Source organism: Natronoarchaeum mannanilyticum (genome assembly GCF_039522665.1).
GTDB classification, from domain to species: Archaea; Halobacteriota; Halobacteria; order Halobacteriales; family Natronoarchaeaceae; genus Natronoarchaeum; species Natronoarchaeum mannanilyticum.
Window position 1 is genome coordinate 411,146 of sequence record NZ_BAAADV010000007.1, and the last position, 24,918, is coordinate 436,063.

Here is a 24,918-nt window from a genome sequence, read left to right on the forward strand (position 1 = left end):
GGGGCACTTACCGCCCCCGAGACCGTACCGGCGAGTATGCCCTTCGCGGTGCTCGGCTGGCCGGCCGACGGACCGACGCTCTCGCTCGATCACGAGCGCTTTAGCTACGCCGGCAAGTTCGTCATGTCCAGTACGGGCAAGGCGGTGCTGCTGTCGGACGCCGACGCGACGATCACCGACGACAAGCGGGACGACGACTCCGAGGCCGTTCTCGCGGCCGTCGCGTTCAACGAGGATCGGACGGACGCCGACACGCTCTGGCTTCGGTACGTCACCGTCCGAGCGGATCGGCGCGGCGAGGGGCTCGGCCCGCGACTGCTCGCTCGAATCGTCGAGCGAGCGACGAGCCGAGGATACGAGCGAATCAGGATCGCCGTGAACAACCCGTTCGCGTACGAGGCCGCCTGGAAGGCCGGGTTCGGCTACACCGGAGAGCAAACCGGGATCGCGGAACTCGTCATGGAACACCCGCCGGCGTCCGCGCTGGCGCGGCACGATGCCAACGATCGGGTCGGACAGTACCGCGACGGACTCCGCGAGTACCGCGGCCGCGACGTTCTGATCGACGCCGAACGGGAGTTCGTCGCCGCGCGGCTCGACGGCGAACCGCCGGAGTCGATCGACCTCGACGAGGCGTGAACGCGCCGCGCCGCCTCGGCAACTGCACACGCCGCGTGGTCTCGAAGGATCATCTTCAAAGCCTCCCGCTCCCTACTTCGAGCCGATGGGTAACTCCGCGCTCCGCGATCTCGCCGCGATCGAGTCGGTGGCGTTCGACGAGCTCGAGGGCTCGGTCGTCGCCGTCGACGCGCACAACTGGCTGTACCGCTACCTGACGACGACGGTGCGGTTCACCGCCGACGAGGCGTACACGACCGCCGACGGCACGGAGGTCGCCAACCTGATCGGCATCGTCCAGGGGCTGCCGAAGTTCTTCGAGAACGATCTCTCGCCGGTGTTCGTGTTCGACGGGACGCCCACGGATCTCAAGAGCGACGAGATCGAATCGCGCCGCGAGGACCGCGAGCAGCGCGAGGAGAAGCTGGAAGACGCCCGGGAGCGCGGCGACGACGTCGCGGTCGCGCGGCTCGACTCCCAGACCCAGCGCCTGACCGAGACGATCCACGAGACGTCGCGCGAACTGCTCGAACTGCTCGACGTGCCGATCGTCGAGGCGCCCGCCGAGGGGGAAGCGCAGGCCGCCTACATGGCCCGATCGGGCGACGTGGACTACGCCGGTACCGAGGACTACGACGCCCTGCTGTTCGGGTCGCCCGTCACGCTCCGCCAGCTCACCAGCAAGGGCGATCCAGAGCGGATGGACTTCGAGGCGACGCTGGCGAAACACGACCTGACCTGGGAGCAACTCGTCGACGTCGGCATCCTCTGCGGAACGGATTTCAACCCCGGCGTCGACGGCGTCGGGCCGAAGACCGCAGTACAACTGGTCAAAGAGCACGGCGATCTGTGGGGCGCGCTGGAGGAGAAGAACGCCCACGTCGAGCACGCCGACCGGCTGCGCTCGCTATTTTTGGACCCGCCCGTTGAGGATGACTACGCGTTCGACGCCGATCCCTCGCCGGACGTCGACGCCGCGCGCCGGTTCGTCTGCGAGGAGTGGGGCGTCGACGCCGACGAAGTTAGTCGGGGGTTCGAGCGGATCGAAGAGTCGGTGACCCAGACCGGCCTCGACAGGTGGACCTGACCGGCCTGGGCAGGTGGACCTGACCGGCCTCGGCAGGTGGATCTGTGCGGGTGGCGTCGCGAAGAAAGTGAACCGAGCGGTTGACCGGGTTAGAGCTGAACGGACAGCTCCTCGACCTCGTCGAGCTTGCGGTTCCGGAGCGCCTTGCCCGACGACTGGTCGAACACGTGGATCGCCGCCTCGGGGATGTGCGCGACGATCGGCTGGCCGGGCTCGACGTGTTGCATCCCGCTGATGTTGGCGACGAACGTCTCGACGTCGCCGCCCTCGCCGAACTGCAGGTAGACGTTGTTCTCGTCGCCCATCGGCTCGACGACGTCGACGACCGTGTCGAAGTCGTGCGGACCGTCGCCCTCGGTCTTGAGCTCGATGTCCTCGGGGCGGATCCCGAGCACGAGGTCGTTCGTGTCCGACACCGCCGCCGCTGTTTCCTCCGAGAGCGGGTACTCGAAGTCGTCGTGGACGAGTTTCTCGCCGACGCGCTCGACGTCGAAGAAGTTCATCGACGGCTCGCCGATGAACCCCGCCACGAACAGGTTCGCGGGCTCGTGGTAACACTCCAGGGGCGTGCCGACCTGCTGGAGTTTCCCGTCGTCGAGGATGGCGATCTTGTCCGCCATCGTCATCGCCTCGGTCTGATCGTGGGTGACGTAGATCGTCGTCGTCCCCAGATCCTCCTGGAGGCGCTGGAGCTCCGTGCGCATCTGCGAGCGCAGCTTGGCGTCCAGATTCGACAGCGGCTCGTCCATCAGGAACACCGCGGGCTCGCGGACGATCGCGCGGCCGAGCGCGACGCGCTGTTGCTGCCCGCCGGAGAGCTCGCCGGGTTTCCGATCGAGCAGATCGCCGATGCCCATCATCTCGGCGGTCTCGGTGACCTGCCGTTCGATCTCGTCGTCGGGCATGTCCGTCGACTCCTCCAGTCCGAAGCTCATGTTCTCCTGGACGGTCATGTGGGGGTACAGCGCGTAGGACTGGAACACCATCGCGATGTCCCGATCCTGGGGATCGCGCCCGACGAGGTTCTGCCCGTCCAGCGAGATCCGGCCGCTCGTGACCGTCTCGAGCCCCGCGACCATCCGCAGCGTCGTCGACTTGCCACAGCCCGACGGGCCGACGAGCACGAGGAACTCGCCGTCGTCGATGTCGAACGTCACGTCGTCGACGGCGACGATGTCCGACCCGTCGTCGTCCGTGAACACTTTCGTTACGTTCTCCAGCGTCAGCTCAGCCATCGGTGTACCTCCGTGTGATAGGTGTCGTGGTCATGCTTAGCTCGCCACCCCCTCGGCGAACTCCTCGCCGAACAGGATGTAGATGATCAGCGTCGGCAGCGCCGTCAGCAGCGCCCCGGACATCCGGAGCGCGAAGTCGAGCCCCTGCTGGGCGACGCCCAGCCCGGACAGGATCAGCGTGACGGGCGCCGCCGGGCTACTCGAACTCGACAGCAAGATCAGCGCGAACAGCAGGTCGTTCCAGATCTGGGTGAACTGGTAGATCAGGACGACCGCGAACATCGGCGTCGACAGCGGCAACACGACGCGCTGGTAGATCTTGCGCACGCTCGCGCCGTCGAGGCGCGCCGCCTCGATCATGTCGATGTCCATCGACTTGTAGTACGATCTGAACAGCAGCGTACAGATCGGAATCCCGTAGGCGATGTGCGAGATGCTCAGCGCCATCAGTCGCCCGTAGTCGTCCGAGATGCCGAGGATCGCCCAGACGAACCACAGCAGGTCGCCCAGCGGGATGTACACCGACCAGATGCGCGACAGCGGCACCAGCACGGCCTGATAGGGAATGAAGATCCCGGCGATCAGCAGCGCCAGCAGCGGGATCTGTCCCCGCCAGTCGATCTGGGTCAGGCCGTAGGCGGTCATGCTTCCCAGCAGCGCCGAGATCACCGTCGCCGGCGCGGCGAAGACGAAGCTGTTGATCAGCCCGCGAAGGAGCTGATCGAACGCCGTCTCCCACTTCTGGAGGGTGAACCCCTCGGGGCCGGGCGGCATGTACGAGACGGTCTCGGTGACGGCGGTGGTCGTCTTGAACGAGGTGACCAGGCCCGCCTCGATCGGCGCGAGGAAGAACCCGACCAGCGTGAGCAACACCGCGTACAGCCCCACCCGGTAGAGGCTGAGCTGGTCGGTGAGCGTCTGTTCTGTCTGTTCGGTCTGCGTCGTCGTTGCGTCTGTCATATGGTCCCCTGCTTGTATTCGTAGTAGAGGTAGGGCGCGATCACGCCTAACGCCAGCAGGAACAGCAGGATGGCGATGGCGGATCCGTACGCCCACTGGTTTTTCTGGAACGCGACGCGCACCATCAGCGTCGGCAGGATGTCCGCGCCGTTAGGCGGCTGGAACCCGCCGACCAGCGCGTACAGGAAGTCGAACGCCTTGAGGCCGAACACCATCAGGACGACCAGCGCGCTGATGACGGCGTTGGTCAGTTGCGGGATGATCACCCGCCAGTACATCTTGACCGTGCTCGCGCCGTCGACGCGGGCGGCCTCGTAGTGTTCTTGCGGGATCGCGCGCAACGACGCCAGGAACACGACCATGGCGTAGCCGCTGAACTGCCAGATGAGCGCGAAGATCACCGCCGGCAGCACCAGTTCGGGGTTCCCGATGAAGTTGAACGGCCCCAGCCCGAACAGGCCGAGGAAGGCGTTGACCATCCCGTTGTTGACGTTGTACATCCAGAGCCAGAACTGGGCCGTCACGACGAACGACAGGCTCATCGGCAGCAGGTAGATCGTCCGGAACGTGTTCTCGAAGCGGATGTGCCGGTCGATCAGGATCGCCAGCAGCAGGCCGAACACGAGGCAGATCCCGATGAACCCGATCAGCAACACGAGGGTGTTGCGCGTCGCCTCGATGAACGCCGGGTCGTTGAACGCCCGGGCGTACATCTCGAAGTCCAGCGACGAGTAATCGACGGGGCCGAACCCCGACGAGTCCGTCAGCGAGATCAGCAGGTTCCAGCCGATCGCCCCGTACACGAAAAAGCCCGCCAGCAGGAACGGGGGAAGCCAGAACGGCATCGACTGGACGAAGTCGCTGCCCAGGAACTCGCGGAACCCGCTCCGCGACGAATCGGTGGCGGTCCCGCCGTCCGTTCGTACCGGCGGCTCGTCGCCTTCATCAGCCCGTAACCGTCGTAATTTATCGAATAAATTGTCCATGGGAGGAAACCCCGGTGTTTACTGCTGAGCGATGTCCAGCAGGGACGTCGCGGTCGCTTCGACGTCGTAGGGACCGGTGAAGTTCTCCGTGATGGCGCTTTTCATGTTCGTGAGCTGGTTCGGACTGACGGCCAGGCCGTGGGCCAGCGTCGGCGGCAGCTGGTCGGCGTTCTGGAAGTCGTCGATGGTCTCGGTGAGGTACGGCCCGAACTCGTCGGTGGGGACGTCCGTCCGCGTCGGGATCGACCCCTTCCGCGTGTTGAACAGCACCTGGGCCTCCGTCCCGCCGACGTAGCGCATCCAGGTCTTGGTCGCCTCGGGCGACGGGTTGTTGCCCGGGTAGATGAACGAGTCGAGGTGGAACGTGTACATCCCCTCGGTGCCGGGGAACGGAACGAAGCCCCAGTCCTCGTCGTAGGCGAGGTCGTTTCCGCGGTAGGCGCCGGCCGCCCAGTTGCCGTTGTGGATGAACGCGGCCTCGCCGTTCATGATCATCTCGTTGGCGCCCGTCAGCCCGATCTGCGAGGCGTCGTCCGAGATGTAGTTCGAGAGGATCGTGCTGGTCGTCTCCAGGGCGCTCCGCACGGCGTCGCCGCCGCCCTCGCCGTCGACGAACGTCATGTAGGAGTCGTACCCCTCCTGACCGAGCAGGACGACCCCGAACAGCTGGAGCGTCGTCCACGGCGCCTTCATCGCCTGGGCCATCGGCGTCGCGTCGGTCTCCGAGGCGACCGTGTCCATCGCGGTGATGAGGTCGTCGATGCTCGACATCGAGTCGGGATCGACGCCGGCGTCCTCGACGACGGAGGTGTTGTAGAACAGGCAGTTCAGTCGGTGGGAGCCGATCGGGACGGCCGCGTACTGATCGTTGTACTGGCAGGCCTCGACGGCCTCCTGGAGGTGCGAATCCGTGAAGCCCTCCTCCTCCCAGACGTCGGAGAGGTCGCCGAGCACGCCGTCGTACTTCTGGAGGTTGGCGCCGGGCCAGCCGGCGAAGCTGCTCGGCGGGTCGTTCTGACTCAGCCGATTGCTGACGACCGTGTTGAGGTTCGTGTTTCCACCGCCGCCGATCGGGCGGAAGTCGGTGTCGACGTCCGAGTGAGCCTCCTTGAACCCCTCGGTCAGGGCGTTGATGGCTCGCTGGCCGTCGCCGCCGGTCCAGCCGTGGAGCACTTCCAGCGTGTTGCCGCCGCCACCGTTTCCGCCGTCGGTGACGTTACTCAGACAGCCGGCGAAGCCGACTGCGCCCGCGGCACCTGTCGCCTGCAGCATCCGACGACGCGTGAGCGTCGAGTCCGAGTCTTGTTCTCTCATGATTATTGTCTCTGATAGAGACTCACATGTACGATGAGCGTGACCGTACTTAATAATTACTGAAGTTTTTCTACGGGAGTGAGTAAACGGCGACAAAAAGCAGAAAAGGTTGAAGTATAATCTCAGCATATATCTACACAACGGGGGCTGTGGGGGATTTTTACCCCGATAAAAGAACGAACCGTTCCAACCCGATCTAAACCAGCGATCGGCCAAATCCCGAGAGTGCCGGTAGTTTTTTATACTATGGCACGGAGGTCTGCGCGTCGGCCCCGGGCGCCCGTATAGTTGCGTCGACAGGAGGAAGTCGCCACTACGTTCGTACCGCGTCGATCAGGCCCTGGACCGTCGCCTCCGCGTTGAACGGACCGCTGAAGTATTCTCGGAGGACGGTTTCCGCGTCCGAAACTCGCTCCGGATCGACGGCCAGTCCGCGGGCGAGCGACGGGACGTGATGCTCGGCGTCGCGGAACGCGTCGACCGACCGAGCCGCGAACGGCTCGAACGTCTCGGTCGAGACGTCAACCCGCGTGGGCGTCGTCCCTCTGCGTGCGTTAAATCGCCGCTGACCCTCCCGCCCGGCGACGTATCCCAACCACGTCTCCGTCAGCGACGGTGAGGGGTTCCCGCCGTTCTCGTCGACTGGGTAGGCGAACGCGTCGAGAACCATCGCGTACGTCCTCTCCGTACCGGGGAAGGGGACGACGTCCCAGTCCGTTCCGTACTCGAACCCCTCCGATCGGAGTTCGTCGGCCGCCCAGTCGCCCTGCTGGAGAAACGTCGCCCTACCGCGGACGAGTTCCTCCCTCGCGTCGAACTCGCCGAACGAGTCCGACTCCGACTGGATGTGGTTCGAGAGGATCCGCTCGGTCGTTTCGACGGCGCGCCGGACGGCCTCCTCGCCGCCGTCGCCCTCGAGGAACGCCGCGTACGCGTCGGCACCGGACTGCCCGAGTAACACGCTGGCGATCAACCGAAGCGTCGTCCGTGGTTCGTACATACCGTGTGCCATCGGCGTCGCGTCGGTCTCGGACGCGACCAGATCCAGCGCGTCCAGCAGGTCTGTGGGCGTCGACAGCGCGTCCGGATCAACCCCCGCCTCCTCGACGACGTCGACGCCGTAGAACAGACAGTTCGTCCGCTGGACGCTCAGCGGGACCGCGACGAGCCGGCCGTCGTACCGGCAGTGTTCCCGGACCGCGTCGACGTGTGCTTCGGACAGCGCGCCGTCCCGCAGCGCCTCGTCGCCGAGGTAGCCCTCGTAGCGGCCGAGCGCGCCACCGGCGCGCGTGGCGAAACTGCTCGGCGGATCGCCCTGTTCCAGCCGATTCCGAACGACCCACTCGAAGGTTTTGTTGCCCGCGATCGCGATCGGCCTGAAGTCCGTATCGACGTCCGGGTGAGCCGTCTCGAACCCGTCGGTGAGGGCGGTGACCGCCTCCTGTTCGGGGCCGCTGTTCCAGTTGTGGAGCACTTCCAGCTGGGGGTCCTCGGGCTCCGCCCCGAGACAGCCGGCGAATCCAGCGGCGGTCGCTCCTGCCGTTTCTAACAGACGGCGCCGCGTGAGCGCCGAGGCGGGGTAGCGGTCGGACATACAGGGTCGCGATCTTTCGTATTTCTCCTCTACGCGCGGAAGTAAATAGATGGGCCCGCCGGCCGAGAGGCGATCGGGCTGCGGCGACGAAGTCTGGCGGTACGAGCTACCGCTTCGGCGTCATCCATTCCTCGTCACCTCGAGCAATCCCTCCGCGGTAGCGTCGACGTCGAACGGGCCGCTGAACTGTTCTTCGACGACCGACTCCATCGCCGACAACTGCTCGGGGGCGACGGCCAGACCGTGCGCGAGCGACGGCGGGCGACTGTCCGCGGTGCGAAACTCCTCGGTCAGTTCGGTCAGGAACTGATCGAACGGCGCCGTCGAGATGTCGGTTCGGGGCGGGACCGATCCCCTGCGCGCGTTGAACGACCGCTGGGACTCGGCGTCAGCGACGTGGCGAAGCCAGGCGTCGGTCGCCCGCGGCGAGGGATTTTCGCCGGCGCCGTCAACGGGAGCGACGAACGAGTCGAGCGCGAGGCCGTACGTACCGTCGGTGCCGGGAAACGGGACGCTGCCCCAGTCAGCGCCGTAATCGAAGTCGTTGGCGCGGAGGTCGGTCGCGGTCCACGTCCCCTGCGGGAGAAACGCCGCCTCGTCGCTCGCGAGCGAGTCGTTGGCGATCGCCGGGTTCATCGACGCCGCGTCGTCGGTGACGTAGTTCGAGAGGATCTCGCCGGTCGTCTCCAGAGCGCTCCGCACGGCGCTACCGGCACCGCCGTCCTCGACGAACGTCACGTAGGCGTCGTTCCCGTCCTGACCGAGCAGGACGTTCGCGAACAGCTGGAGCGTCGCCCAGGACCCCTTCATCGGGTGTGCCATCGGCGTCGCGTCGGTGGTCTCGGCGACCCGGTCGAGCGCGCCCATCAGCTCCGCAGGCGTCGACAACGCGTCCGGGTCGACGCCGGCCTCCTCGACCACGCGGACGCTGTAGAACAGGTGGTTCGTCCGGTACGCGCCGACCGGAACCGCGAGCTGCTCGCCGTCGACCCGACAGAGGTTTCGAATCTCGGGCGGGGAGACGCTCGAAAGGTCGGCCTCTTTCCAAATCTCGTCCGCGGCGGCGCCGAGGTGTGCACGATACCGTTCGAGGTTGCCACCGGCCCGACACGCGAAACTGCTCGGCGGGGCGTCGGCGTCCAGCCGATCCCCGATGCGCTCGCGGTACGGCGTATCACCCGAGTTTGCAAAGAAATCCGTCACGATGTCCGGATTCGCGTCCTCGAACGCCGCGGTGAGCGTCTCCATCGCGGAGTGTTCGGCCGGAGCGATCCAGGGATGGAGGACCTCCAGTTCGGGGCCGTCCGGTTCGGCGTCGCCGTCGTCGCCATCGGAGTCTCCGTCGTTGCCGAGACAGCCGGCGAATCCGAGCGCGGCGGCTGCGCCGCCTGCACGGACCAGTCGGCGGCGCGAAAGTTTCGGATCGTATCCGAAGGAACTCACGGGAACGACCTCGTTCGTTTCGTTTTGAGGGCCCGGAATCAAATAATCGGGGGGAATCGGTACGGCGAGTCGCAGCCGTCGCCGTCGTTTCGGTGGCTTTTACTCCCACTGCGACCGTCTCACACGGTATGACGGAGGACTACCGAACGGAGCGGGACAGCCTCGGCGAGATGCAGGTGCCGTCCGACGCGTACTGGGGCGCACAGACCCAGCGCGCCGTCGAGAACTTCCCGATCAGCGGGTTGACGTTCGGGCGCCGCTACGTGCGCGCGCTCGGGATCGTCAAGAAGGCCGCGGCGCGGGCGAACCGCGATCTCGACCTGATCCCCGAGGACAAGGCCGACGCCATCGTCGAGGCCGCCGACGAAGTGATCGCCGGCGAGCACGACGACCAGTTCCCGGTCGACGTGTTCCAGACCGGCAGCGGCACCTCGACGAACATGAACGCCAACGAGGTGATCGGCAACCGCGCGACCGAGATCTACGGCGGCGAGGTCGGCACGCGCGAGGTCCACCCGAACGACCACGTCAACTTCGGCCAGTCGAGCAACGACGTGATCCCGACCGCGATGCACGTCGCCGCGCTCGAAGCCGTCGAGAAGGATCTGCTGCCCGCACTGGAGACGCTCGGCGACGCGCTCGGCGAGAAGGAAGCCGAGTTCGACGGCGTCGTCAAGACCGGTCGCACGCACCTGCAGGACGCCACGCCGGTCCGGCTCGGCCAGGAGTTCGGCGGCTACCGCACGCAGGTCGAGAAGGGCGTCGAGCGCGTCGAGTCGGTCACCGACCACCTCGCCGAGCTCGCGCTCGGCGGCACCGCGGTCGGCACCGGGCTCAACACCCACGAGGAGTTCCCGGAGCGCGCCGCCGAGTACATCAGCGAGGAGACCGGCCTCGAGTTCCGAGAGGCCGACAACCACTTCGAGGCACAGGCCGCCCACGACGCGATGAACGAAGCCCACGGCGCCCTGGAGACGGTCGCCGGCTCGCTCAACAAGATCGCCAACGACCTGCGCCTGCTGGCCTCCGGCCCGCGCAACGGCCTCGGCGAGCTCGAACAGCCCGAGAATCAGCCCGGCTCGTCGATCATGCCCGGCAAGATCAACCCCGTCGTCGCCGAGGCGGTCAACCAGGTCCACAAGCAGGTCGTCGGCAACGACGCCGCGGTCTCGGCGGGCGCCGCCGAGGGCCAGATCGACCTCAACCTGTACAAGCCCGTGCTCGCGTACAACTTCCTGCAGTCCGCCGAGCTGCTCGCCAACGGCGGCGAGGCGTTCGCCGAGAAGTTCGTCGCGCCGCTGGAGGCCAACGAGGCCCACTGCGAGGAGCAGGTCGAACAGAGCATGGCGCTGGCGACGGCGCTCAACCCCGCGATCGGCTACGACAAGGCCAGCAAGGTCGCCAAGAAGGCGCTCGCGGAGGGCAAGACCGTGCGCGAGGTCGTCGTCGACGAGGGATACCTCGACGAGGAGGAGGCCGACGAGGTGCTCGATCCCGAGACGATGACCCACCGGGGGATCCTCGGGCAGGACTGACCTGCCCCTACCCGCGGCGGGCGGACAGGCCGCTCGGATCGTCGTCCGTTCGCGTGACACTTCGCGTACGATCGCGTAGGTTTTGCAATTGTTGCCGGTAGATTCGGCTTCCCGGATCGCGGCCTCGCAGTCTTGCGATTTCGTTCGTCGAATTTCGATGCGTCAACGCCTTTCACGGGCGAAAACGATCCGGGGCAGTTTTGAGTGATGAGTGAGAGCGACTAGACATGCACACCTGTCGCCTCTGTAACCGCAGCTTCTCGACGGAGCTCCAGCTCGAACTGCACCGGGACACCTGCGGTGAAGACGAGCTGCTGTGCGGGGAGTGCGGCGAGCAGTTCAGCGAGGCCGCCGCGACGCGGGACGGCTGGCACTACAGCTGCCCCAACGACGACTGCGACGGCGGAGGGCTCAAAGAGGACCTGTATCGGGTATCCGACGCGCGACTGGCCGAGCAGCGGTAGTCGGGACGCCGCGGCCGCGAAGGTGGGGCGGGACGCGGGGCGGGGCCGCCCGGAGCGGTCGCGCTTTGGACGGTTTTTTATCGCTCGCCGCCAGAGAGTCCGACAATGACCGACTACGACTACGAGGAGCTGGGGCTCGTGGCCGGCCTGGAGATCCACCAGCAGCTCGACACCGAGGCGAAGCTGTTCTGCGGCTGTCCGACCGACCTCCGCGAACCGGAGGACGCCGAGCGGAGCTTCACGCGCTATCTCCACCCCACGAAGTCGGAGCTCGGCGAGATCGACGACGCAGCCTTAGAGGAGAGTCAGGTCGACCGCGAGTTCGAGTACCTCGCGTACGATACGACCTGCCTCGTCGAGGAGGACGACGAGCCGCCCCACCGGCTCGACGACGAGGCTCTGGAGGTCTCGCTGGAGATCGCGCAGCTGCTGGACATGACGCCGGTCGATCAGGCCCACGTCATGCGCAAGATCGTCGTCGACGGCTCGAACACGACGGGGTTCCAGCGCACGACGAAGCTCGCCGCCGACGGCGAGATCAGTACGGAGGAGGGGCCGGTCGGCATCGAGGACCTGATGCTCGAGGAGGAGAGCGCCCAGCGCGTCGAAGAAACCGACGAGGGCGTGCGCTTTAGCCTCGACCGGCTCGGCATCCCGCTGGTCGAGATCGGCACGAAGCCCGACATACGGACGCCCCAGCAGGCCCGCGACGCCGCCGAGCGCATCGGGATGCTGCTGCGCTCGACCGGACAGGTAAAACGCGGGCTTGGCACGATCCGCCAGGACGTCAACATCTCGATCGCCGACGGCGCCCGCGTCGAGCTGAAGGGCGTCCAGAGCCTCGACGACATCGACGACATCGTCCGCAACGAAGCCCAGCGGCAGGTCGAACTACTGGAGATCAAAGAGGAACTGGAGGCCCGCGACGCCGAAGTCGGCGACGTGCAGGACGTCTCCGACGTGTTCGCCGACACCGACAGCGGCGTCATCCGGGGCGCGCTCGACTCGGGCGGCAAGGTCACCGCGGTCCCGCTGTACGGCTTCGACGGCCTCGTGGGCGCGGAAATCCAGCCCGACCGCCGACTGGGCACCGAGCTCTCCGATCACGCCAAGCGCCACGGCGCCGGCGGCATCTTCCACACCGACGAGCTGCCGGCCTACGGCGTCACCGACGAGGAGGTCGCCGCGCTGCGCGACGCCGTCGGCGCGGGCACCGAGGACGCGGTCGCCATCGTCGCGGCGAGCGAGGAGGTCGCGGAGAACGCGATCGAGGCCGCCGCCGAGCGCGCCGAGACGGCCCTCGACGGCGTCCCGGAGGAGACCCGCGGCGCGAACGAGGACGGCACCTCCGAGTACCTGCGCCCGCTGCCCGGCGCCGCGCGGATGTACCCCGAGACTGACGTCCCTCCGGTCGAGCCCGACGTCGAAGCCGTCGAGGAGCCGGAACTGCTCACCGAGAAGGTCGAGCGCTACCAGGACGAGTACGGCCTCGGTTCGGGCCTGGCCGAGCAAGTAGCGTACGGGCGTCGGATGCCGCTGTTCGAGAGCCTGGTCGGGGAGGGCGTCGACGCCACGCTCGCCGCCCAGACGCTGGAATCGACGCTGACCGCGCTGCGTCGCGACGACGTGCCCGTCGAGAATCTCACCGACGAGCACCTGCGCGGCGCGATCGTCCTCGTCGACGAGGGCGAGGTGCCCAACGAGGGGATGGAGGACCTACTGACTGCGCTGGCGGAGAGCCCCGATCTCAGCGCCGAGGAGGCCGTCGAGCGCGAGAACCTCGGCGGCGCGGACGAGAGCGAAGTGCGCGAAGCCGTCGTCGAGGTCGTCGAACGCAACGAGTCGCAGGTCGCCGAGGAGGGGATGGGCGCGTTCTCGGGCCTGATGGGCGAGTGCATGGGCGCGCTGCGCGGCAAGGCCGACGGCGACCTCGTGAGCGAACTGCTCCGCGAGGAGATCCAGAAGCGCGCCTGAGATCTGCGTCCCGAAGTCGTCGTTTCGCCGTCATCTGATTTTAGATGAGTTTAGCTACCGCATACCGAACAGAAGCGTTCGGCAACCACTCGGCAACGGATTGGTTTCCAATCGTAGCGAGCGTATACTAAGGGGCATCTATCCCGACGGTTCGATCGTCATGGGGAGCAAACGATACCTCTCGCCGCGGGAGATCCTGGGGGATCGCCGCCGCGACCGCCATCTGACGGCCGCCGAGATACTGAGCGACGAACTGGACGACGAACCGGACACCGCGACCGCGCGGCCCGGCACTTCCGAGCGAGAATCGGCACGCTCGAAAACTGGACGCGAGCCGGCCGAACGGGCCGGTCGCGACGCACCCACCGATCGACGCGCGACGCCGGGCGCCGACTGGCAGTGGCTCGACGATGAGCGCGTCGAGTCGCGCGACGACTAGTTTTCCGCGTCCGACGCCGCCGCGTCCGCGGCGCCGTCCTTCGCGTCGGCATTTTTCGCAGCGGCGTCGTCGGCGTCGCCGTAAAAGTTCAGGTGCGCGCTCGCGCGTCGGAAGATGCCCAGCAGCGTCCGGGCCTCGCGGTCGGTCGGGTGGGCGCGCCCGACGAGCCGCCGGAACAGCCGCCCGGTCTTCGCGCGCTTCTCGACGGGATGGTCGATCGCTTCGAGGAACTCGCCGAACTGGTCGTTGAGGCGCTCGACGATCGGCTCGTCGGCACGTTCGAGTTCGACGTCCGGGAGCTGATTCTCATCGAGCGCCAGGTTTCGCAGCTCGTACAGCGTGATCGTCGCCGCCTGCCCGAGGTTGAGCGAGGGGTACTCCTCGCTGGCCGGGATCGCGCAGATTTCGTCGAGCTGGGCGAGCTCCTCGTTGGTCAGCCCGACGTCCTCGCGGCCGAACACCAGGCAGGTCGGCGCGTCGACGGTCGCGAGCCGCTCGGAGAGCTCGGCGGGCGTCGAGAACGGGAACCGGACGTGCTTGCGCGAGTCCTCGTTGGTCGTCGCCGTCAGCGCGACGGTGTGGTAGTTTGCCGCGAGGTGATCGAGCGTCACCTCGTCGGCGTTCGGCAGGATGTCCTCGCGGGCCTGGCCGGCGAAGCCGTAGGCCTCGCTGTCGCGGCTCAGGTCCGGCGGGTCGACCAGCTTCAGGTCCTCGAAGCCGAAGTTCTTCATCGCCCGCGCGATGGTGCCGACGTTGCCCGACGTCTGGGCGTCGACGACGGCGACGGCCGGCGGGCTCCGTCCTCCCGACTCCGGGGCCTCGGAATCGTCGGCGTCGGTCGATCCGTCCTGCGATCCCGGTTCGGACCCCTCAGTCATCGCTGCCCGGGTACTCCTGGGAGAGGTCGAGCTCCTCGTCGCGCATCGACTTCCGCTCGGTCGCCTCCCACTGCTCGCGACGGGCTTCGTCGTCGACCTCCGGCGGCTCCGGCAGGTCCTCGGGCTCGGTTTCGACGTGCTGGATCCCCTCGTAGCCCTCCGGCGCGCGCCCGCCCTCGAGGAACCACTCGTGGAAGGCGTCGCGGAACTCGTCGTCGCCCGCGTACCGGTCGCCGCCCTCCTCGCGGAACCAGTAGATGAGGTCGTCCTCGTGGTCGCCACAGACCACGACCTCCGCGACGGGCTCGCCGTACACCGCCTCGGCGGGGGCACACTCCGCGATGTTCTCGTCGCCGTGGATCAGCCAGCAGGCGTCGCAGACCGAGTCCGCGATGTCGGACAGCCGGACCAGTCGCTTCCTGGTGTCCTCCGAGAGCTCTTCGAGGGGCCGCAGCTCGTCGTCCTCGGTGAAGACCTCCTCCTCGTCGAAGCGCCACCCGCGGAGGCCGATGCTGATCTTGCTCATGTCGCGACGTATCCGCCCCACGAGTAAAAAGAGCGCGTCTGGCGCCGACGGCGCGGGTCAGCGCGCGTCGGCGCGCGCCGCCGGTGGGGTCCGCACTCCGACGCTGCGGTCCGCACCGCGGCGCCGCGATCAGCAGTCGCGGCGCTCGCAGAACCCGATCAGCCAGTCGGTCCGGTCGGTCGGATCGTAGCCTTCGATCGGCGCCGCGCCGTCCGCTCGGAGCGATCGGACGCCGAACGCGGTCGGACTACCGACGCGTGCCACCGGGACCGCGTCGTCGCGCTGGAAGCCGAAGCGAGAGAGCGTGCGGTGGGAAAAAGCGTCCTGGTGGACGGCTATCGCGGCGGCGTCCGAGTGCGCCGACACGATGGCGTCCAGCAGCGACGCTTCGGCGTCGCGGTCGTCGAGCACGAGCGGGACACGGTCGACGACTCTCGCGACCCGCCCTTCGCCTTCGGGAGGTCGTCGGGACGCCACCACCGCGCCGGCGACCGGTTCGCCGTCCCGGCGCGCGACGTAGGCCTCGTAATCCCGCGCCGGGTTCCGGAAGCGCCAGCGGTAGAACGCCTCGTCGCGGTGGGCGTGGATCGCCGCGGGCACCTGCCGTCGGTAGAGCGCGGCGAACGTCTCGGGCGGCACCGACTCGTAGCGATCGACCGACAGCGGCTCGGTCGACGGCGCGATGCGGTCGCACGCCGCGGCGTAGCCCCGCGCCGCAGCCCGGCCGATCCGGGCGAGCGGTTCGCCCAGTTCGAGGATCGAGCCGGGATCGTTGACGCGGTAGTACGTCGAGAGCCGCCCGAGCTCCGTCCGCTCGGGGACGTCGCCGCCCGGCGTCGCCGAAAAGTCGATGCAGACGGACGGTTCGCCGTCGCGACAGGCGTCGATCGCCTCGCCGAACAACAGGCCGGGCAGTCCGCGGTCGCGGTAGTCGGGATCGACGACGGCCTCGCCCGGCTGGACGGCGACGCGCGTCGCGTCGCCGAGACGGACGCGCAGCGGCCACAGCCCCGCCGCGCCGACGATCTCGTCCCCCCGTTCGGCGACGAAGACCGGGGCGTGATCGAGATAGGGGTTGTCCTCGTACTGCCACGCGAACCGCTCCGCCGAGACACCATCGTCTCCGGCGCGGGCGGCCAAGCTCAGGTACGACTCCCGGTCGGAATGGCGGTACCGTCGGACCGCGAGCGTCGTTTTCGCCGTCGCGTCCCCCGCCGTCGACTCGCGGAGGGCGCTCATCGGGGACGCGGCGCAACGGGGGCGCCATGGCGGCGTGGTCGTCCTGGGTCTGTGCGTTCGTTCATGAATTACGGTGCACCGACCTCCCAGATAAGTAAACGCGGCGTAACGGGAGCGGACGGCGGCTTAGGTCACAAGCCGGACTAATACCACGTGACCGGTCGAAAGCGGATCAGATTCGTCGGTTGATAGGTCACGCCGCGGCTCCTTCGATCGAAACGCGGCGTCGCGCGACGCGACCGGTTCGCCTTTGAGCGTCGGGGCCAAGCATCGGGTATGCGAACCGTCGACGCCGCGGGGCTGGGTATCGGTGACGACCATCCGCCGCGGATCATGGGCGTGCTGAACGTCAGCGAGGAGTCGCCGTACGACCCCAGCGTCTACGACGATCCCGGCGAGGCCGCGGCGTACGTCGACGAGGAGCTGATCGACGAGGGCGCCGACATCGTCGACGTCGGACTCGAATCGGCGAACAAGCGCCTCGACGTGCTCACGGCCGAGGAGGAACTCGCCCGGCTCCACGTCGCCTTAGAGACGATCGAGAGCGTGAGCGGCGACGCCGTGTTCTCGATCGAAACGCGGTACGCGGAGGTCGCTCGCGCGGCGTTAGAGGGCGGCTTCGACATGGTAAACGACGTCTGCGGGTTCGCCGACCCGGAGATGCCGGAGCTCTGTCGCGAGTACGACGTCGCCGTCGCGAAGATGGCGAGCCCGCCGGATCTCTCGCGCCCGGGTGCGATCTCGGACGTCGACTGGGCCGAGCGCAAGTCGCCCGAGTGGGCCGAGCGGGCGGACTACGTCGACCGGCTCTACGAGTCGCTCAAGCAGAACGGGCTGACCGACAAGACGATCGTCGACCCCGCGTTCGGCGGCTGGAGCGAGTCGAAGACGCTCGCGGAGGACCGCGAGACGTTCGAGCGGCTCCGCGAGTTCCGCGGCTTGGGCCAGCCGATGCTGGTCTCGATCAACCGGAAGAACTTCCTGGGGGAGATCGTCGGCCGCGACACCGACGAGCGCCTGCCGGTCAGCCTCGCGGCGACGTCGATGGCCGTCGAGCGCGGCGCCCGCGTGATCCGCACCCACGACGTCGCCGAGACCCGCGACGCCGCGATGATCGGCGATCGGTTCTCCGAGGAATTGGCGAGCGCGTCGGTCGGCGGCGTTTCGGTCGCCGAACTCGACGTGCACACGACCGACGAGGCGCGGCGTCATCTCGACCGGATCGGTGTGGACGGACGCCAGGCGGACGCCGTCGGCGCACGCGCGTTCGAGGTCGAAGGACTCGACGCGGCGGGCCGCGAACGACTCCTCGCGGCCGCCGAGGACGCCGGCGCGCTGGCGGTTCCGGGCGACCGGGCGATCCTGCTTGCCGGGTCGATCGAGGCGCTCCGCCGCGTCGCATCGTTGATCGACGCTGGGACCGGACAAGAAACGCGCAAATCCGGCGAATCGATCGGAGAATCGCTCTCGGTCGCTCTCGACGAACTGTTGCAGTAAGAGAAAGCTTATGCCAGAGGCACGAAAACGATTGGATGGAAGCCGGAAGGGCCCTGGGGTAGGGGTACTTGCAGGTGCCATTCCGGCCCACATCAGCGGCTTGTGCAGACGGTACGGCGTCGAGCGATACGCTCGCTCGACCATCGCCGTCTTTATCGGAGGACACAGGTGATCTGGAGCGACTGGTGTCCGATCTACGAGCGAATTCTCGCGGACTTCGGTTTCGACAGCGACGCCGACGAGCGAGCGAGGGACGTGCTCGCGGAGCTTGTCGAGGAATTCGACTGCGACCGGCTGCCGGATCTCGACGGCGAAACGGTGGCGATCGCCGGCGCCGGGCCGTCGTTAGCGGACGACGTCGAACTCGCAGCGGACGCCGACGCCGTCGTCGCGGCGTCGACGGCCGCCGAGCGACTCCGCGACCGCGGCGTCGACGTCGACCTCGTCGTGACCGATCTCGACGGGACGCCCGAGACGGCGATCGAACTCGCCGGATCGGGGACGCCCGTCGCGGTCCACGCCCACGGCGACAACGTGGCGACGCTGCGGGAGTACGTCCCGCGGTTCGATAACCAGTATCTGCTGCCGACGACCCAGGCCGAGCCGGCCGGACCGGTTCGAAACTTCGGCGGCTTCACCGACGGCGACCGGGCGGCGTTTCTCGCGGACGCGCTCGACGCCGGGCGGCTGACGTTCCCCGGCTGGGACTTCGACGACCCCGACGTCGACCCGATGAAACGCCGAAAGCTGCGGTGGGCCGAGCGACTCCTCTACCACCTCGAACGCCAGCGCGGCGAACGTTTCGACGTGCTCGACGGGCGGCGCGAGGCGATCGAGCCGATCTGACGCCGCGACAGGGGGATATCGCCGCATCGACGCCGCGGCGGCGTCACGCCGGGCAAGCGGAGGGAGAAAAACAGTCGCCGATCAGGGGTGCAGGACGACTTTCCCGCTGCTCTTGCGGTCCTCGATGTACTGGTGGGCCTCGGCGGCGTCTTCGAGCGGGAACGACTCGCCGACGATCACTTCGAGGTCGCCGCCGGTGAGCTTCTGGGTGAGCTCGGGGACGGCTTCGAGCACGCGCCCGGGGTCGTGGCGCATCGCGCGCCCGAGGTGGTAGCCGATCACGGTCTTGTTCTCGAACAGCAGCCGACCGGTGTCGACCGACGCCGTGTCGCCGCTCGCGGCGCCGTAGGTGACGATCCGGCCGAACGGTTTCAGCGCGTCGAGACTGTCGTGGAACACGTCGCCGCCGACGCCGTCCAGCACCAGATCCACACCTTCGCCGTCGGTCAGTTCGTCGATCTCCTCGACGAAGTCGTCCTCGACGTAGTTGATCGGGTGATCGCAGCCCAGCTCGGCGGCCCGGTCGAGCTTCTCTTGACTACTTGCGGTTCCGAACACTTCGGCCCCGGCCGCTGACGCCAGCTGGACCGCCGCGGTGCCGACGCCGCCGCTGGCGGCCTGGATCAGCACGCGCTCGCCCTCTTCGAGCCCGCCCCAGCCGAACAGGCAGCCGTGGGCGGTCAGGAACTGGACGGGGAAGCCCGCGGCCTCGTCGAAGCTCATCCCCTCGGGGATCGGGAACAGCGACTGGGGGTTCGCGAGGACGTACTCGCCGTAGGCGCCGGTGTCGACCATCGCGACGACGCGGTCGCCCTCGTCTAAGTTGACGCGCTCGCCGGTGGCGTCGATCCGTCCCGCGGCCTCCATGCCGGGGACGTACGGGGGCTCCGGGCCGCCGAGGTACTTGCCGCGGCGCTGCATGATGTCCGCGAAGTTGATCCCCGCGGACTCGATCTCGATCCGGACTTGCTCGGGGCCGGGCTCGGGCAGCTCCCGCTCGACGACCTCCAGCGCGTCGGCGTCGCCGTACTCCGTCACCTCGATCACGTTCATGGGAACCGTTTGCACCTCCCGAATGATAAATTAAGTCCAACGTGGGACAACAGTCGGGTCGTTTGTGGCGAGTCAGTCCGCGAACGGACGCTAAAACGTCACGCGTCGGGGGCGAGCGCGTCGATCGTCTCGTCGATCGCCTCGCGGTCGGCGCCGCGGGGGAACGCCAGCGCGACGGCGTCGAGGCCCTCGATCGACTCGAACTCGGAGAGCCGCTCGCGGGCCTGCTCGGGCGTCCCGGCGGCCGCCATGTCGTCGAGCACGTTCTCGGCGACGAGTTCGACCGCCCGGTCGCGCTCGCCGCTGGCCCACGCCGACGCGATGTCGGTCGCGAGTTCCTCGTGGCCCTGTCGGGCCAGCGAATCGCGGTAGTAGGTGCCCATCCCGCCGACGTAGAACGCGAGGTGCTGGGCCGCGAGCTGCCGGGCCTCGTCACCGTCCTCCAGCGCGCAGGCCGGCAGCGACAGCGTCACGCGCACGTCCTCGGGGTCGCGGTCGCCCAGTTCGGCGCCGCGGCGCAGATCCTCCAGACGCTCGCGCAGCCCGTCGGCCGTAAACGTCGTGGCGTGCCAGCCGTCGGCGAACCGGCCGGCGAGTTCGACCGACTTGGGACCGAGTCCCGCGACGTCGATCGGCGGCGCGGGATCCGGCGGCTCGAAGCGAAGCCGAAAGCCCGACAGCGTGAACACGTCGCCGTCGTACTCGACGGGCTCGCCCTCGACGACCTTCCGCACGATGTCGACGGTTTCGCGCGTCCGGCGGAGCGGCCGGTCGAAGTCGGCGCCGTGCCAGCCCTCGATCACGGCGGGCCCGCTCGGCCCGATGCCGAGGCGGAATCGCCCGTCGGAGACCTCCTGGAGCGTCGCGGCGGTCTGACCAAGCAGCGCGGGCGAGCGCGAGTACACGTTGGCGATGCTGGTGCCGAGTTCGATCCGCTCGGTGCGCTCGGCGACGACGCCCAGCGTCGAGGCGGCGTCCCGGCCCCACGTCTCGGGGAGCCAGGCGCGCTCGTAGCCCCGATCCTCGGCTCTGTTCGTCATCTCGGCGATGGCGTCGACCCCGTCCTGCGCCGCGACGGGGAGATGGATCTCCCGATCGGCGCGCGAGCTCGCGTCGCTCATTGGTCGGGCGATTTCATGAGGTCGGGCGCGCCGGCCGCGCGGATCGTCTCGCCGACGACGTACGACGACGCCGGGCTCGCGAGGAACTGCGCCACGTCGGCGATCTCCTCGCTCAGGCCGATCGCGCGGTCGACCTCGTCGCGGTCGATATTCTCGGCTGTGACGCCCATCTGCGATTCGACGCCCGGCGTCGCGACGTAGCCCGGCGCGATGCAGTTGACGCGGACGCCGTCGTCGGCCCACTCGTGACCCAGCGTCTTGGTAAGGTTGATCACGCCCGCCTTCGCCGCGGCGTAGTGGCTCATGAACGGCGCGCCGTCCTGGCCGGCCTCGCTGGAGAGGTTGATCACGACGCCGCCGCCGTCTTTGAGTTCCTCCTCGGCGGCCTGCGTGCAGTGGTAGGTGCCGGTGAGATTGATGTCGACGATCCGATTCCAGCCGTTCGGGCTGATGTCCTCGAAGTTCGCCATGAAGGAGGCGCCGGCGTTGTTGACCAGCACGTCGAGCCCGCCGAACACCTCGACGGTGGTCTCGACGAGCGCCTCGACGGCGTCCCGGTCGGTCACGTCGCACTCGACGGCGACGGCCTCGCCGCCCGCTTCGCGCTCGCTGATCCGCTCGGCGACCGGATCGACGTTGTCCTCGTCGCGCGAGCAGATCACGACGTCGACGCCGTCGGCGGCGAACCGCTCGGCGATCGCCTTCCCGATGCCGCTGGACGCCCCGGTGACGATCGCCGTCGACCCCTCGATCCCGAATCGGCCGCCCGTCACCGTCGCTCGACCTCCCTGCGTGGCGTGCTAAACATGTACACTCCCGAGTACACAGTGAACTATCTTAAAGTTGGCCCGGCGATCGGTCCGGCGTCGACATCGCGACCAGCCCGATCGGAGCGGCGTCGCGCTTCCGCGTCGACGTCGCTCTTCGACGTCGATGTCACTCCTCTGCGTCGGAATCGCTCTCCGCGGCGGCGTCCTCGATCGGAGACAGTTGCGTGACGAACGCCACCGGCGTCTCGCCGTCGTCCCGGCGTCCCGCCAGCGCGATCGCGCCGTCGTCGCGCACCGCCGCCGTGGAGACGACGCCGTCCGCCTCGGAGAGCGTCAGTTCCTCCGCGAGAGATCCGTCCTCGCCGAGCAGGCCGACCCACGGCTGGTTCTCGCGCGCGCCGGCCACGATCCTGCCCGCGTCGCCCGCGTCGGCCGTGGTGCGGAGCGCGGCGTCCGCGACGCTCTGTTCCCACCGGACCTCGCCCTCGGCGCCGAGGCCGGCGATCCAGCCGTCGCCGAACAGCTGGTTCTCGCGGAGCGGGCGGACGTACTCGTAACTCCCGGCGGTCCCGACCGCCAGAAACCCGTCGCCCGCCGGTCGGACGTCCGATACAGCCAGATCCACGGCGTCCGAGTCCTCGCCCCCGGCGTACTCGTACGTGGAGGACCAGCGCCGTTCGCCGTTCGGATCGACCGCCACGACCCACCCGTCCGCGGGGTTCGAGTCGGAGGGGCCGTCTGTCGTCGCCGCCCCGGCCAGCAGGTACCCCCCATCGACCGCCCGGACCGTCGTGAACGCGTCGTACCGCTCGTCGTCGGACCACGTCGTTCGATTCGCGCCGTCCGGTGCGTACGTCCGTTCCCAGTTCAGTCGCCCCTCGGCGCCGATCTTCGCCAGCCAGCCGTCGCCCCGGCGAATGTCGTCGAACGACTCGCCGAGCGTGACGCCCGCGAGCAGGTAGCCGCCGTCCGGCGTCGGGACGCCGTCGCGGAACACGTCGCGGAAGGACTCGACGCCGGGGCGCTCGTACGTTCGAAACCACTGACTGCTCCCGGCCTCGTCGACGCCGGAAGCCCAGGGAAACTTGCGGTCCGGGGTGTCCCCGTCGTCCGGCGAGGGAACGTGCGTCCAGCCGACGATCACCCACCCGTCGGCGGCGGGGAGCACGCACTCGATCGCGTCGAACGCCTGTTCGCCCTGATCGGCCGAGTACGTGACGTCGAACGTCGTGGTCTCGGGACCTTCGACGCCGACGAGCCACCCCTCGCCGTCGTCTTGATCGGTCGATCGAACGCCGCCGAAGACGGCTTCGTCGGGACCGTCCTCGGAATCCGAGACGTTCCCGTCAGTCGCGTTTCCGGTCCCGGACTCGTTTCCGATCGACGCGTTCCCGGCGGTCTCGTTCGCGGTTCCGGTCCCGTTTAGCGTCGTATTCCCGGCGGTCTCGTTCGTCGCGTTTCCGTCGGAGAAGATAGAGCCGACGTCGCGCCCGCCGACCGCCGCGGAGAACGCGCTCGGACCGTCGCCGTACGTCGCGTCCCAGGCGGCCGACAGAGCCGACGGCTCGTCGGGCTCCCGGTCGCCGTCGGCCGACTCGTTACCGTCTCCGTCGTCATCGGTCGGCGAGACGCGGGCGCCGGTGATGATCAGCCCGGCGCCGATCGCCGTGATCCCGCCGGCGCCGATCAAGCCCAGTAGCTGGCGGCGGGTCGGCCCGTCGTCGCCCTCCTCACTCATGCCCGGGGGCACGCACCGTTCGGCGTTAGTTATAGGGTGCCAAACTCGACGCCGTGGCGCGGCTTCGGACCGGCGTCGCGGCGCCGATACGTGATCGGTTGGCCTGTCGGTCGTAAGACAGCCTTACCGGTGAGACGCGGGCGCCGGCGTCGACCGACCACGAGGCGGGGTCGAACGGCGAGGCGGCGAGACGCGTCCGGATTCCGCCTTCGAGAACAGCGGTTAGGAACCGCCGTACGGGCGTCCGCGTCGATCGGGCTGTCGCAGCCGCCGCGTCGGCGTCGTGCGGGTCTCGATACGGTCGCCTTACTGCCATCTGAACGCTGACAGAACACTCCTGCGAGCTAGTAAGGGTAGCTTTAGGAGCCCCCCGGCCATACGAGGTGAACCGATGGAGGAGCGCACCCGCGCGTACCTTCGAGGTCGGTTCCGCGACTACTACCGACGGACCTCGATTGCGCCGCCGCCCGACGCCAGCCAGCGCGAGTGGGGCTTTATCCCCTGGACCGAGGGGCCCGGGACCACGATGGTCCGCCACCGGTCGCTGCTAGAGCTGGGTGCGCTCGACGAGTTTCTGGCGCGCAAGCGACCGCGCCACGTGTACTTCTCGGCGGGTCGCTACGACGACCCGAGCGCGGGCAACATGAACCGGAAGGGCTGGCGGAGCTCGGATCTCGTATTCGACCTCGACGCCGACCACCTGCCCGGCGTCTCGCCGACCGAGGACAGCTACGAGGAGATGCTCGCGGTCTGCAAGGACGCCCTGTTCCGTCTGCTCGACATCCTCGAAGACGACTTCGGCTTCGAGGACCTGACCGTCGTGTTTTCGGGCGGCCGCGGCTATCACGTCCACGTCCGCGACGACGGCGTCCGCGAGCTGGACCGCGAGCAGCGCCGCGAGATCGTCGACTACGTGCGCGGCATCGACGTCGAGTTCGACCACCTGATCGAACACGAGACCGTCGGCGGCACCGCGGGCCGCTCCAGCCCGGCGCACAAGCGCTCGCTGATCACCGACGGCGGCTGGAGCCGGCGAGTCCACGAGCGACTCGACGCGTTCGTCGACGAGCTGCTGGAACTCCCCGAGGAGGATGCCATGGAGCGACTCCGTGAGTTCGACGGCATCGGCGAAGGGAAGGCCCGCGGCGCGCTCACGGCCGCGCGGAACAACCGCGAACAGATCGCGGCGGGTAACGTCGACGTCCATCCCGCATTCTACCAGCTCGCGGGCATCCTCGCCGAGGACGTGCTCGACGCCGAGAGCGCACCGATCGACGAGCCGGTGACGACCGACACGAACCGGCTGATCCGCCTGCCGGGCAGCCTCCACGGCGGCACCGGCCTGCGCGTGCTGCGGATCGACCGGAACGAACTGGCCGACTTCGAGCCGCTGACCGACGCCGTCACCGAGCAGTTCGTCGGCCAGGAGATCCGGATCGACGTGACCGGGATCGATGATATGCCGGGCGAATCACAGGACAGCGCGATGATCAGTCTTGGCGGCGACAGTTTTACAATAACCGAGGGTGCACAGACAGTACCCGAGCACGTGGGCGTCTACCTGATGGCCCGCGGCCACGCGGAAAAGGAAAAAGAATGAG

At 68.2% G+C, this 24,918-nt stretch carries 22 protein-coding genes; 9 read left to right on the forward strand and 13 right to left on the reverse strand.

Annotated elements, in window-relative coordinates; all coding sequences use genetic code 11:
- Positions 1-36 precede the first annotated feature (36 nt).
- The gene (locus ABDZ81_RS15175; protein ID WP_343774854.1) at positions 37-639 is read left to right on the forward strand and encodes a GNAT family N-acetyltransferase; all 603 of its coding nucleotides are present in this window, start codon (positions 37-39) and stop codon (positions 637-639) included.
- Between the two features lie 85 nt (positions 640-724).
- Positions 725-1,705, forward strand: a complete 981-nt coding sequence (gene fen, locus ABDZ81_RS15180) for a flap endonuclease-1 (RefSeq protein WP_343774855.1) — start codon at positions 725-727, stop codon at positions 1,703-1,705.
- An 89-nt stretch (positions 1,706-1,794) separates the two neighbouring features.
- On the opposite strand, the gene ABDZ81_RS15185 is transcribed toward fen, so the two are convergent.
- The 6 genes from ABDZ81_RS15185 to ABDZ81_RS15210 form a co-directional block, all read right to left on the reverse strand.
- Positions 1,795-2,940 (reverse strand): ABC transporter ATP-binding protein, encoded by a 1,146-nt coding sequence (locus ABDZ81_RS15185; RefSeq protein WP_343774856.1) that lies wholly within the window; start codon positions 2,938-2,940, stop codon positions 1,795-1,797.
- A gap of 36 nt (positions 2,941-2,976) precedes the next feature.
- Complete coding sequence (locus ABDZ81_RS15190; RefSeq protein ID WP_343774857.1) at positions 2,977-3,900, reverse strand: carbohydrate ABC transporter permease; 924 nt, start codon at positions 3,898-3,900, stop codon at positions 2,977-2,979.
- A complete protein-coding gene (locus ABDZ81_RS15195; RefSeq protein ID WP_343774858.1) occupies positions 3,897-4,886 on the reverse strand; it encodes a carbohydrate ABC transporter permease in 990 nt (329 codons plus the stop codon). Before ABDZ81_RS15195 ends, ABDZ81_RS15190 begins: the two co-directional genes overlap by 4 nt.
- 18 nt (positions 4,887-4,904) lie before the next feature.
- Positions 4,905-6,200 (reverse strand): extracellular solute-binding protein, encoded by a 1,296-nt coding sequence (locus ABDZ81_RS15200; protein WP_343774859.1) that lies wholly within the window; start codon positions 6,198-6,200, stop codon positions 4,905-4,907.
- 313 nt (positions 6,201-6,513) lie between these two features.
- Complete coding sequence (locus ABDZ81_RS15205) at positions 6,514-7,794, reverse strand: ABC transporter substrate-binding protein (protein WP_343774860.1); 1,281 nt, start codon at positions 7,792-7,794, stop codon at positions 6,514-6,516.
- A gap of 120 nt (positions 7,795-7,914) precedes the next feature.
- Entirely contained in the window at positions 7,915-9,237 is a 1,323-nt protein-coding gene (locus tag ABDZ81_RS15210; protein WP_343774861.1) for an ABC transporter substrate-binding protein, read from the reverse strand.
- A gap of 128 nt (positions 9,238-9,365) precedes the next feature.
- Here ABDZ81_RS15210 and ABDZ81_RS15215 point away from each other — a divergent pair, with 128 nt between their 5' ends.
- The 4 genes from ABDZ81_RS15215 (at position 9,366) to ABDZ81_RS15230 (ending at position 13,649) form a co-directional block, all read left to right on the forward strand.
- Positions 9,366-10,772 (forward strand): class II fumarate hydratase, encoded by a 1,407-nt coding sequence (locus ABDZ81_RS15215; protein ID WP_343774862.1) that lies wholly within the window; start codon positions 9,366-9,368, stop codon positions 10,770-10,772.
- A gap of 227 nt (positions 10,773-10,999) precedes the next feature.
- The gene (locus ABDZ81_RS15220; RefSeq protein ID WP_343774863.1) at positions 11,000-11,236 is read left to right on the forward strand and encodes an HVO_2901 family zinc finger protein; all 237 of its coding nucleotides are present in this window, start codon (positions 11,000-11,002) and stop codon (positions 11,234-11,236) included.
- Between the two features lie 105 nt (positions 11,237-11,341).
- Complete coding sequence (gene gatE, locus ABDZ81_RS15225; protein WP_343774864.1) at positions 11,342-13,210, forward strand: Glu-tRNA(Gln) amidotransferase subunit GatE; 1,869 nt, start codon at positions 11,342-11,344, stop codon at positions 13,208-13,210.
- Positions 13,211-13,370: 160 nt separating this feature from the next.
- The gene (locus tag ABDZ81_RS15230) at positions 13,371-13,649 is read left to right on the forward strand and encodes a hypothetical protein (RefSeq protein ID WP_343774865.1); all 279 of its coding nucleotides are present in this window, start codon (positions 13,371-13,373) and stop codon (positions 13,647-13,649) included.
- Here ABDZ81_RS15230 and ABDZ81_RS15235 read toward each other — a convergent pair.
- The 3 genes from ABDZ81_RS15235 to ABDZ81_RS15245 all read right to left on the reverse strand — a co-directional run bounded on the left by ABDZ81_RS15235 (position 13,646) and on the right by ABDZ81_RS15245 (position 16,292).
- A complete protein-coding gene (locus tag ABDZ81_RS15235; protein WP_343774866.1) occupies positions 13,646-14,527 on the reverse strand; it encodes an RNA methyltransferase in 882 nt (293 codons plus the stop codon). The two genes, ABDZ81_RS15230 and ABDZ81_RS15235, sit on opposite strands and share 4 nt — an antisense overlap.
- On the reverse strand, positions 14,520-15,053 hold the full coding sequence (locus ABDZ81_RS15240; RefSeq protein ID WP_343774867.1) for a DUF8114 family protein: 534 nt from the start codon (positions 15,051-15,053) through the stop codon (positions 14,520-14,522). Before ABDZ81_RS15240 ends, ABDZ81_RS15235 begins: the two co-directional genes overlap by 8 nt.
- 129 nt (positions 15,054-15,182) lie before the next feature.
- Positions 15,183-16,292, reverse strand: coding sequence for a GNAT family N-acetyltransferase (locus ABDZ81_RS15245; RefSeq protein ID WP_343774868.1), 1,110 nt, complete (start codon positions 16,290-16,292; stop codon positions 15,183-15,185).
- A gap of 276 nt (positions 16,293-16,568) precedes the next feature.
- Here ABDZ81_RS15245 and folP point away from each other — a divergent pair, with 276 nt between their 5' ends.
- Positions 16,569-17,789 (forward strand): dihydropteroate synthase, encoded by a 1,221-nt coding sequence (gene folP / locus ABDZ81_RS15250; RefSeq protein WP_343774869.1) that lies wholly within the window; start codon positions 16,569-16,571, stop codon positions 17,787-17,789.
- 168 nt (positions 17,790-17,957) lie between these two features.
- The gene (locus ABDZ81_RS15255) at positions 17,958-18,635 is read left to right on the forward strand and encodes a 6-hydroxymethylpterin diphosphokinase MptE-like protein (protein ID WP_343774870.1); all 678 of its coding nucleotides are present in this window, start codon (positions 17,958-17,960) and stop codon (positions 18,633-18,635) included.
- Positions 18,636-18,716: 81 nt separating this feature from the next.
- Here ABDZ81_RS15255 and ABDZ81_RS15260 read toward each other — a convergent pair whose 3' ends face one another.
- The 4 genes from ABDZ81_RS15260 to ABDZ81_RS15275 form a co-directional block, all read right to left on the reverse strand.
- Positions 18,717-19,688, reverse strand: coding sequence for a quinone oxidoreductase family protein (locus ABDZ81_RS15260; RefSeq protein ID WP_343774871.1), 972 nt, complete (start codon positions 19,686-19,688; stop codon positions 18,717-18,719).
- Between the two features lie 98 nt (positions 19,689-19,786).
- On the reverse strand, positions 19,787-20,809 hold the full coding sequence (locus tag ABDZ81_RS15265) for a TIGR04024 family LLM class F420-dependent oxidoreductase (protein WP_343774872.1): 1,023 nt from the start codon (positions 20,807-20,809) through the stop codon (positions 19,787-19,789).
- Positions 20,806-21,582: an SDR family NAD(P)-dependent oxidoreductase gene (locus ABDZ81_RS15270; RefSeq protein WP_343774873.1), complete on the reverse strand. Its 777-nt coding sequence runs from the start codon at positions 21,580-21,582 to the stop codon at positions 20,806-20,808. Before ABDZ81_RS15270 ends, ABDZ81_RS15265 begins: the two co-directional genes overlap by 4 nt.
- A gap of 163 nt (positions 21,583-21,745) precedes the next feature.
- Positions 21,746-23,317 (reverse strand): hypothetical protein, encoded by a 1,572-nt coding sequence (locus tag ABDZ81_RS15275; RefSeq protein ID WP_343774874.1) that lies wholly within the window; start codon positions 23,315-23,317, stop codon positions 21,746-21,748.
- Positions 23,318-23,708: 391 nt separating this feature from the next.
- On the opposite strand from ABDZ81_RS15275, the gene priS reads away from it, so the two are divergent.
- Positions 23,709-24,917: a DNA primase small subunit PriS gene (priS, locus tag ABDZ81_RS15280; protein WP_343774875.1), complete on the forward strand. Its 1,209-nt coding sequence runs from the start codon at positions 23,709-23,711 to the stop codon at positions 24,915-24,917.
- Position 24,918 lies beyond the last annotated feature (1 nt).

Coding starts and splice junctions, on each gene's coding strand:
- ABDZ81_RS15175 (WP_343774854.1), top strand. CDS start 37: ATGCCCTTCGCGGTGCTCGGCTGGCCGGCCGACGGACCGACGCTCTCG.
- fen (WP_343774855.1), top strand. CDS start 725: ATGGGTAACTCCGCGCTCCGCGATCTCGCCGCGATCGAGTCGGTGGCG.
- ABDZ81_RS15185 (WP_343774856.1), bottom strand. CDS start 2,940: ATGGCTGAGCTGACGCTGGAGAACGTAACGAAAGTGTTCACGGACGAC.
- ABDZ81_RS15190 (WP_343774857.1), bottom strand. CDS start 3,900: ATGACAGACGCAACGACGACGCAGACCGAACAGACAGAACAGACGCTC.
- ABDZ81_RS15195 (WP_343774858.1), bottom strand. CDS start 4,886: ATGGACAATTTATTCGATAAATTACGACGGTTACGGGCTGATGAAGGC.
- ABDZ81_RS15200 (WP_343774859.1), bottom strand. CDS start 6,200: ATGAGAGAACAAGACTCGGACTCGACGCTCACGCGTCGTCGGATGCTG.
- ABDZ81_RS15205 (WP_343774860.1), bottom strand. CDS start 7,794: ATGTCCGACCGCTACCCCGCCTCGGCGCTCACGCGGCGCCGTCTGTTA.
- ABDZ81_RS15215 (WP_343774862.1), top strand. CDS start 9,366: ATGACGGAGGACTACCGAACGGAGCGGGACAGCCTCGGCGAGATGCAG.
- ABDZ81_RS15220 (WP_343774863.1), top strand. CDS start 11,000: ATGCACACCTGTCGCCTCTGTAACCGCAGCTTCTCGACGGAGCTCCAG.
- gatE (WP_343774864.1), top strand. CDS start 11,342: ATGACCGACTACGACTACGAGGAGCTGGGGCTCGTGGCCGGCCTGGAG.
- ABDZ81_RS15230 (WP_343774865.1), top strand. CDS start 13,371: ATGGGGAGCAAACGATACCTCTCGCCGCGGGAGATCCTGGGGGATCGC.
- ABDZ81_RS15235 (WP_343774866.1), bottom strand. CDS start 14,527: ATGACTGAGGGGTCCGAACCGGGATCGCAGGACGGATCGACCGACGCC.
- ABDZ81_RS15240 (WP_343774867.1), bottom strand. CDS start 15,053: ATGAGCAAGATCAGCATCGGCCTCCGCGGGTGGCGCTTCGACGAGGAG.
- ABDZ81_RS15245 (WP_343774868.1), bottom strand. CDS start 16,292: ATGAGCGCCCTCCGCGAGTCGACGGCGGGGGACGCGACGGCGAAAACG.
- folP (WP_343774869.1), top strand. CDS start 16,569: ATGCGAACCGTCGACGCCGCGGGGCTGGGTATCGGTGACGACCATCCG.
- ABDZ81_RS15260 (WP_343774871.1), bottom strand. CDS start 19,688: ATGAACGTGATCGAGGTGACGGAGTACGGCGACGCCGACGCGCTGGAG.
- ABDZ81_RS15265 (WP_343774872.1), bottom strand. CDS start 20,809: ATGAGCGACGCGAGCTCGCGCGCCGATCGGGAGATCCATCTCCCCGTC.
- ABDZ81_RS15275 (WP_343774874.1), bottom strand. CDS start 23,317: ATGAGTGAGGAGGGCGACGACGGGCCGACCCGCCGCCAGCTACTGGGC.
- priS (WP_343774875.1), top strand. CDS start 23,709: ATGGAGGAGCGCACCCGCGCGTACCTTCGAGGTCGGTTCCGCGACTAC.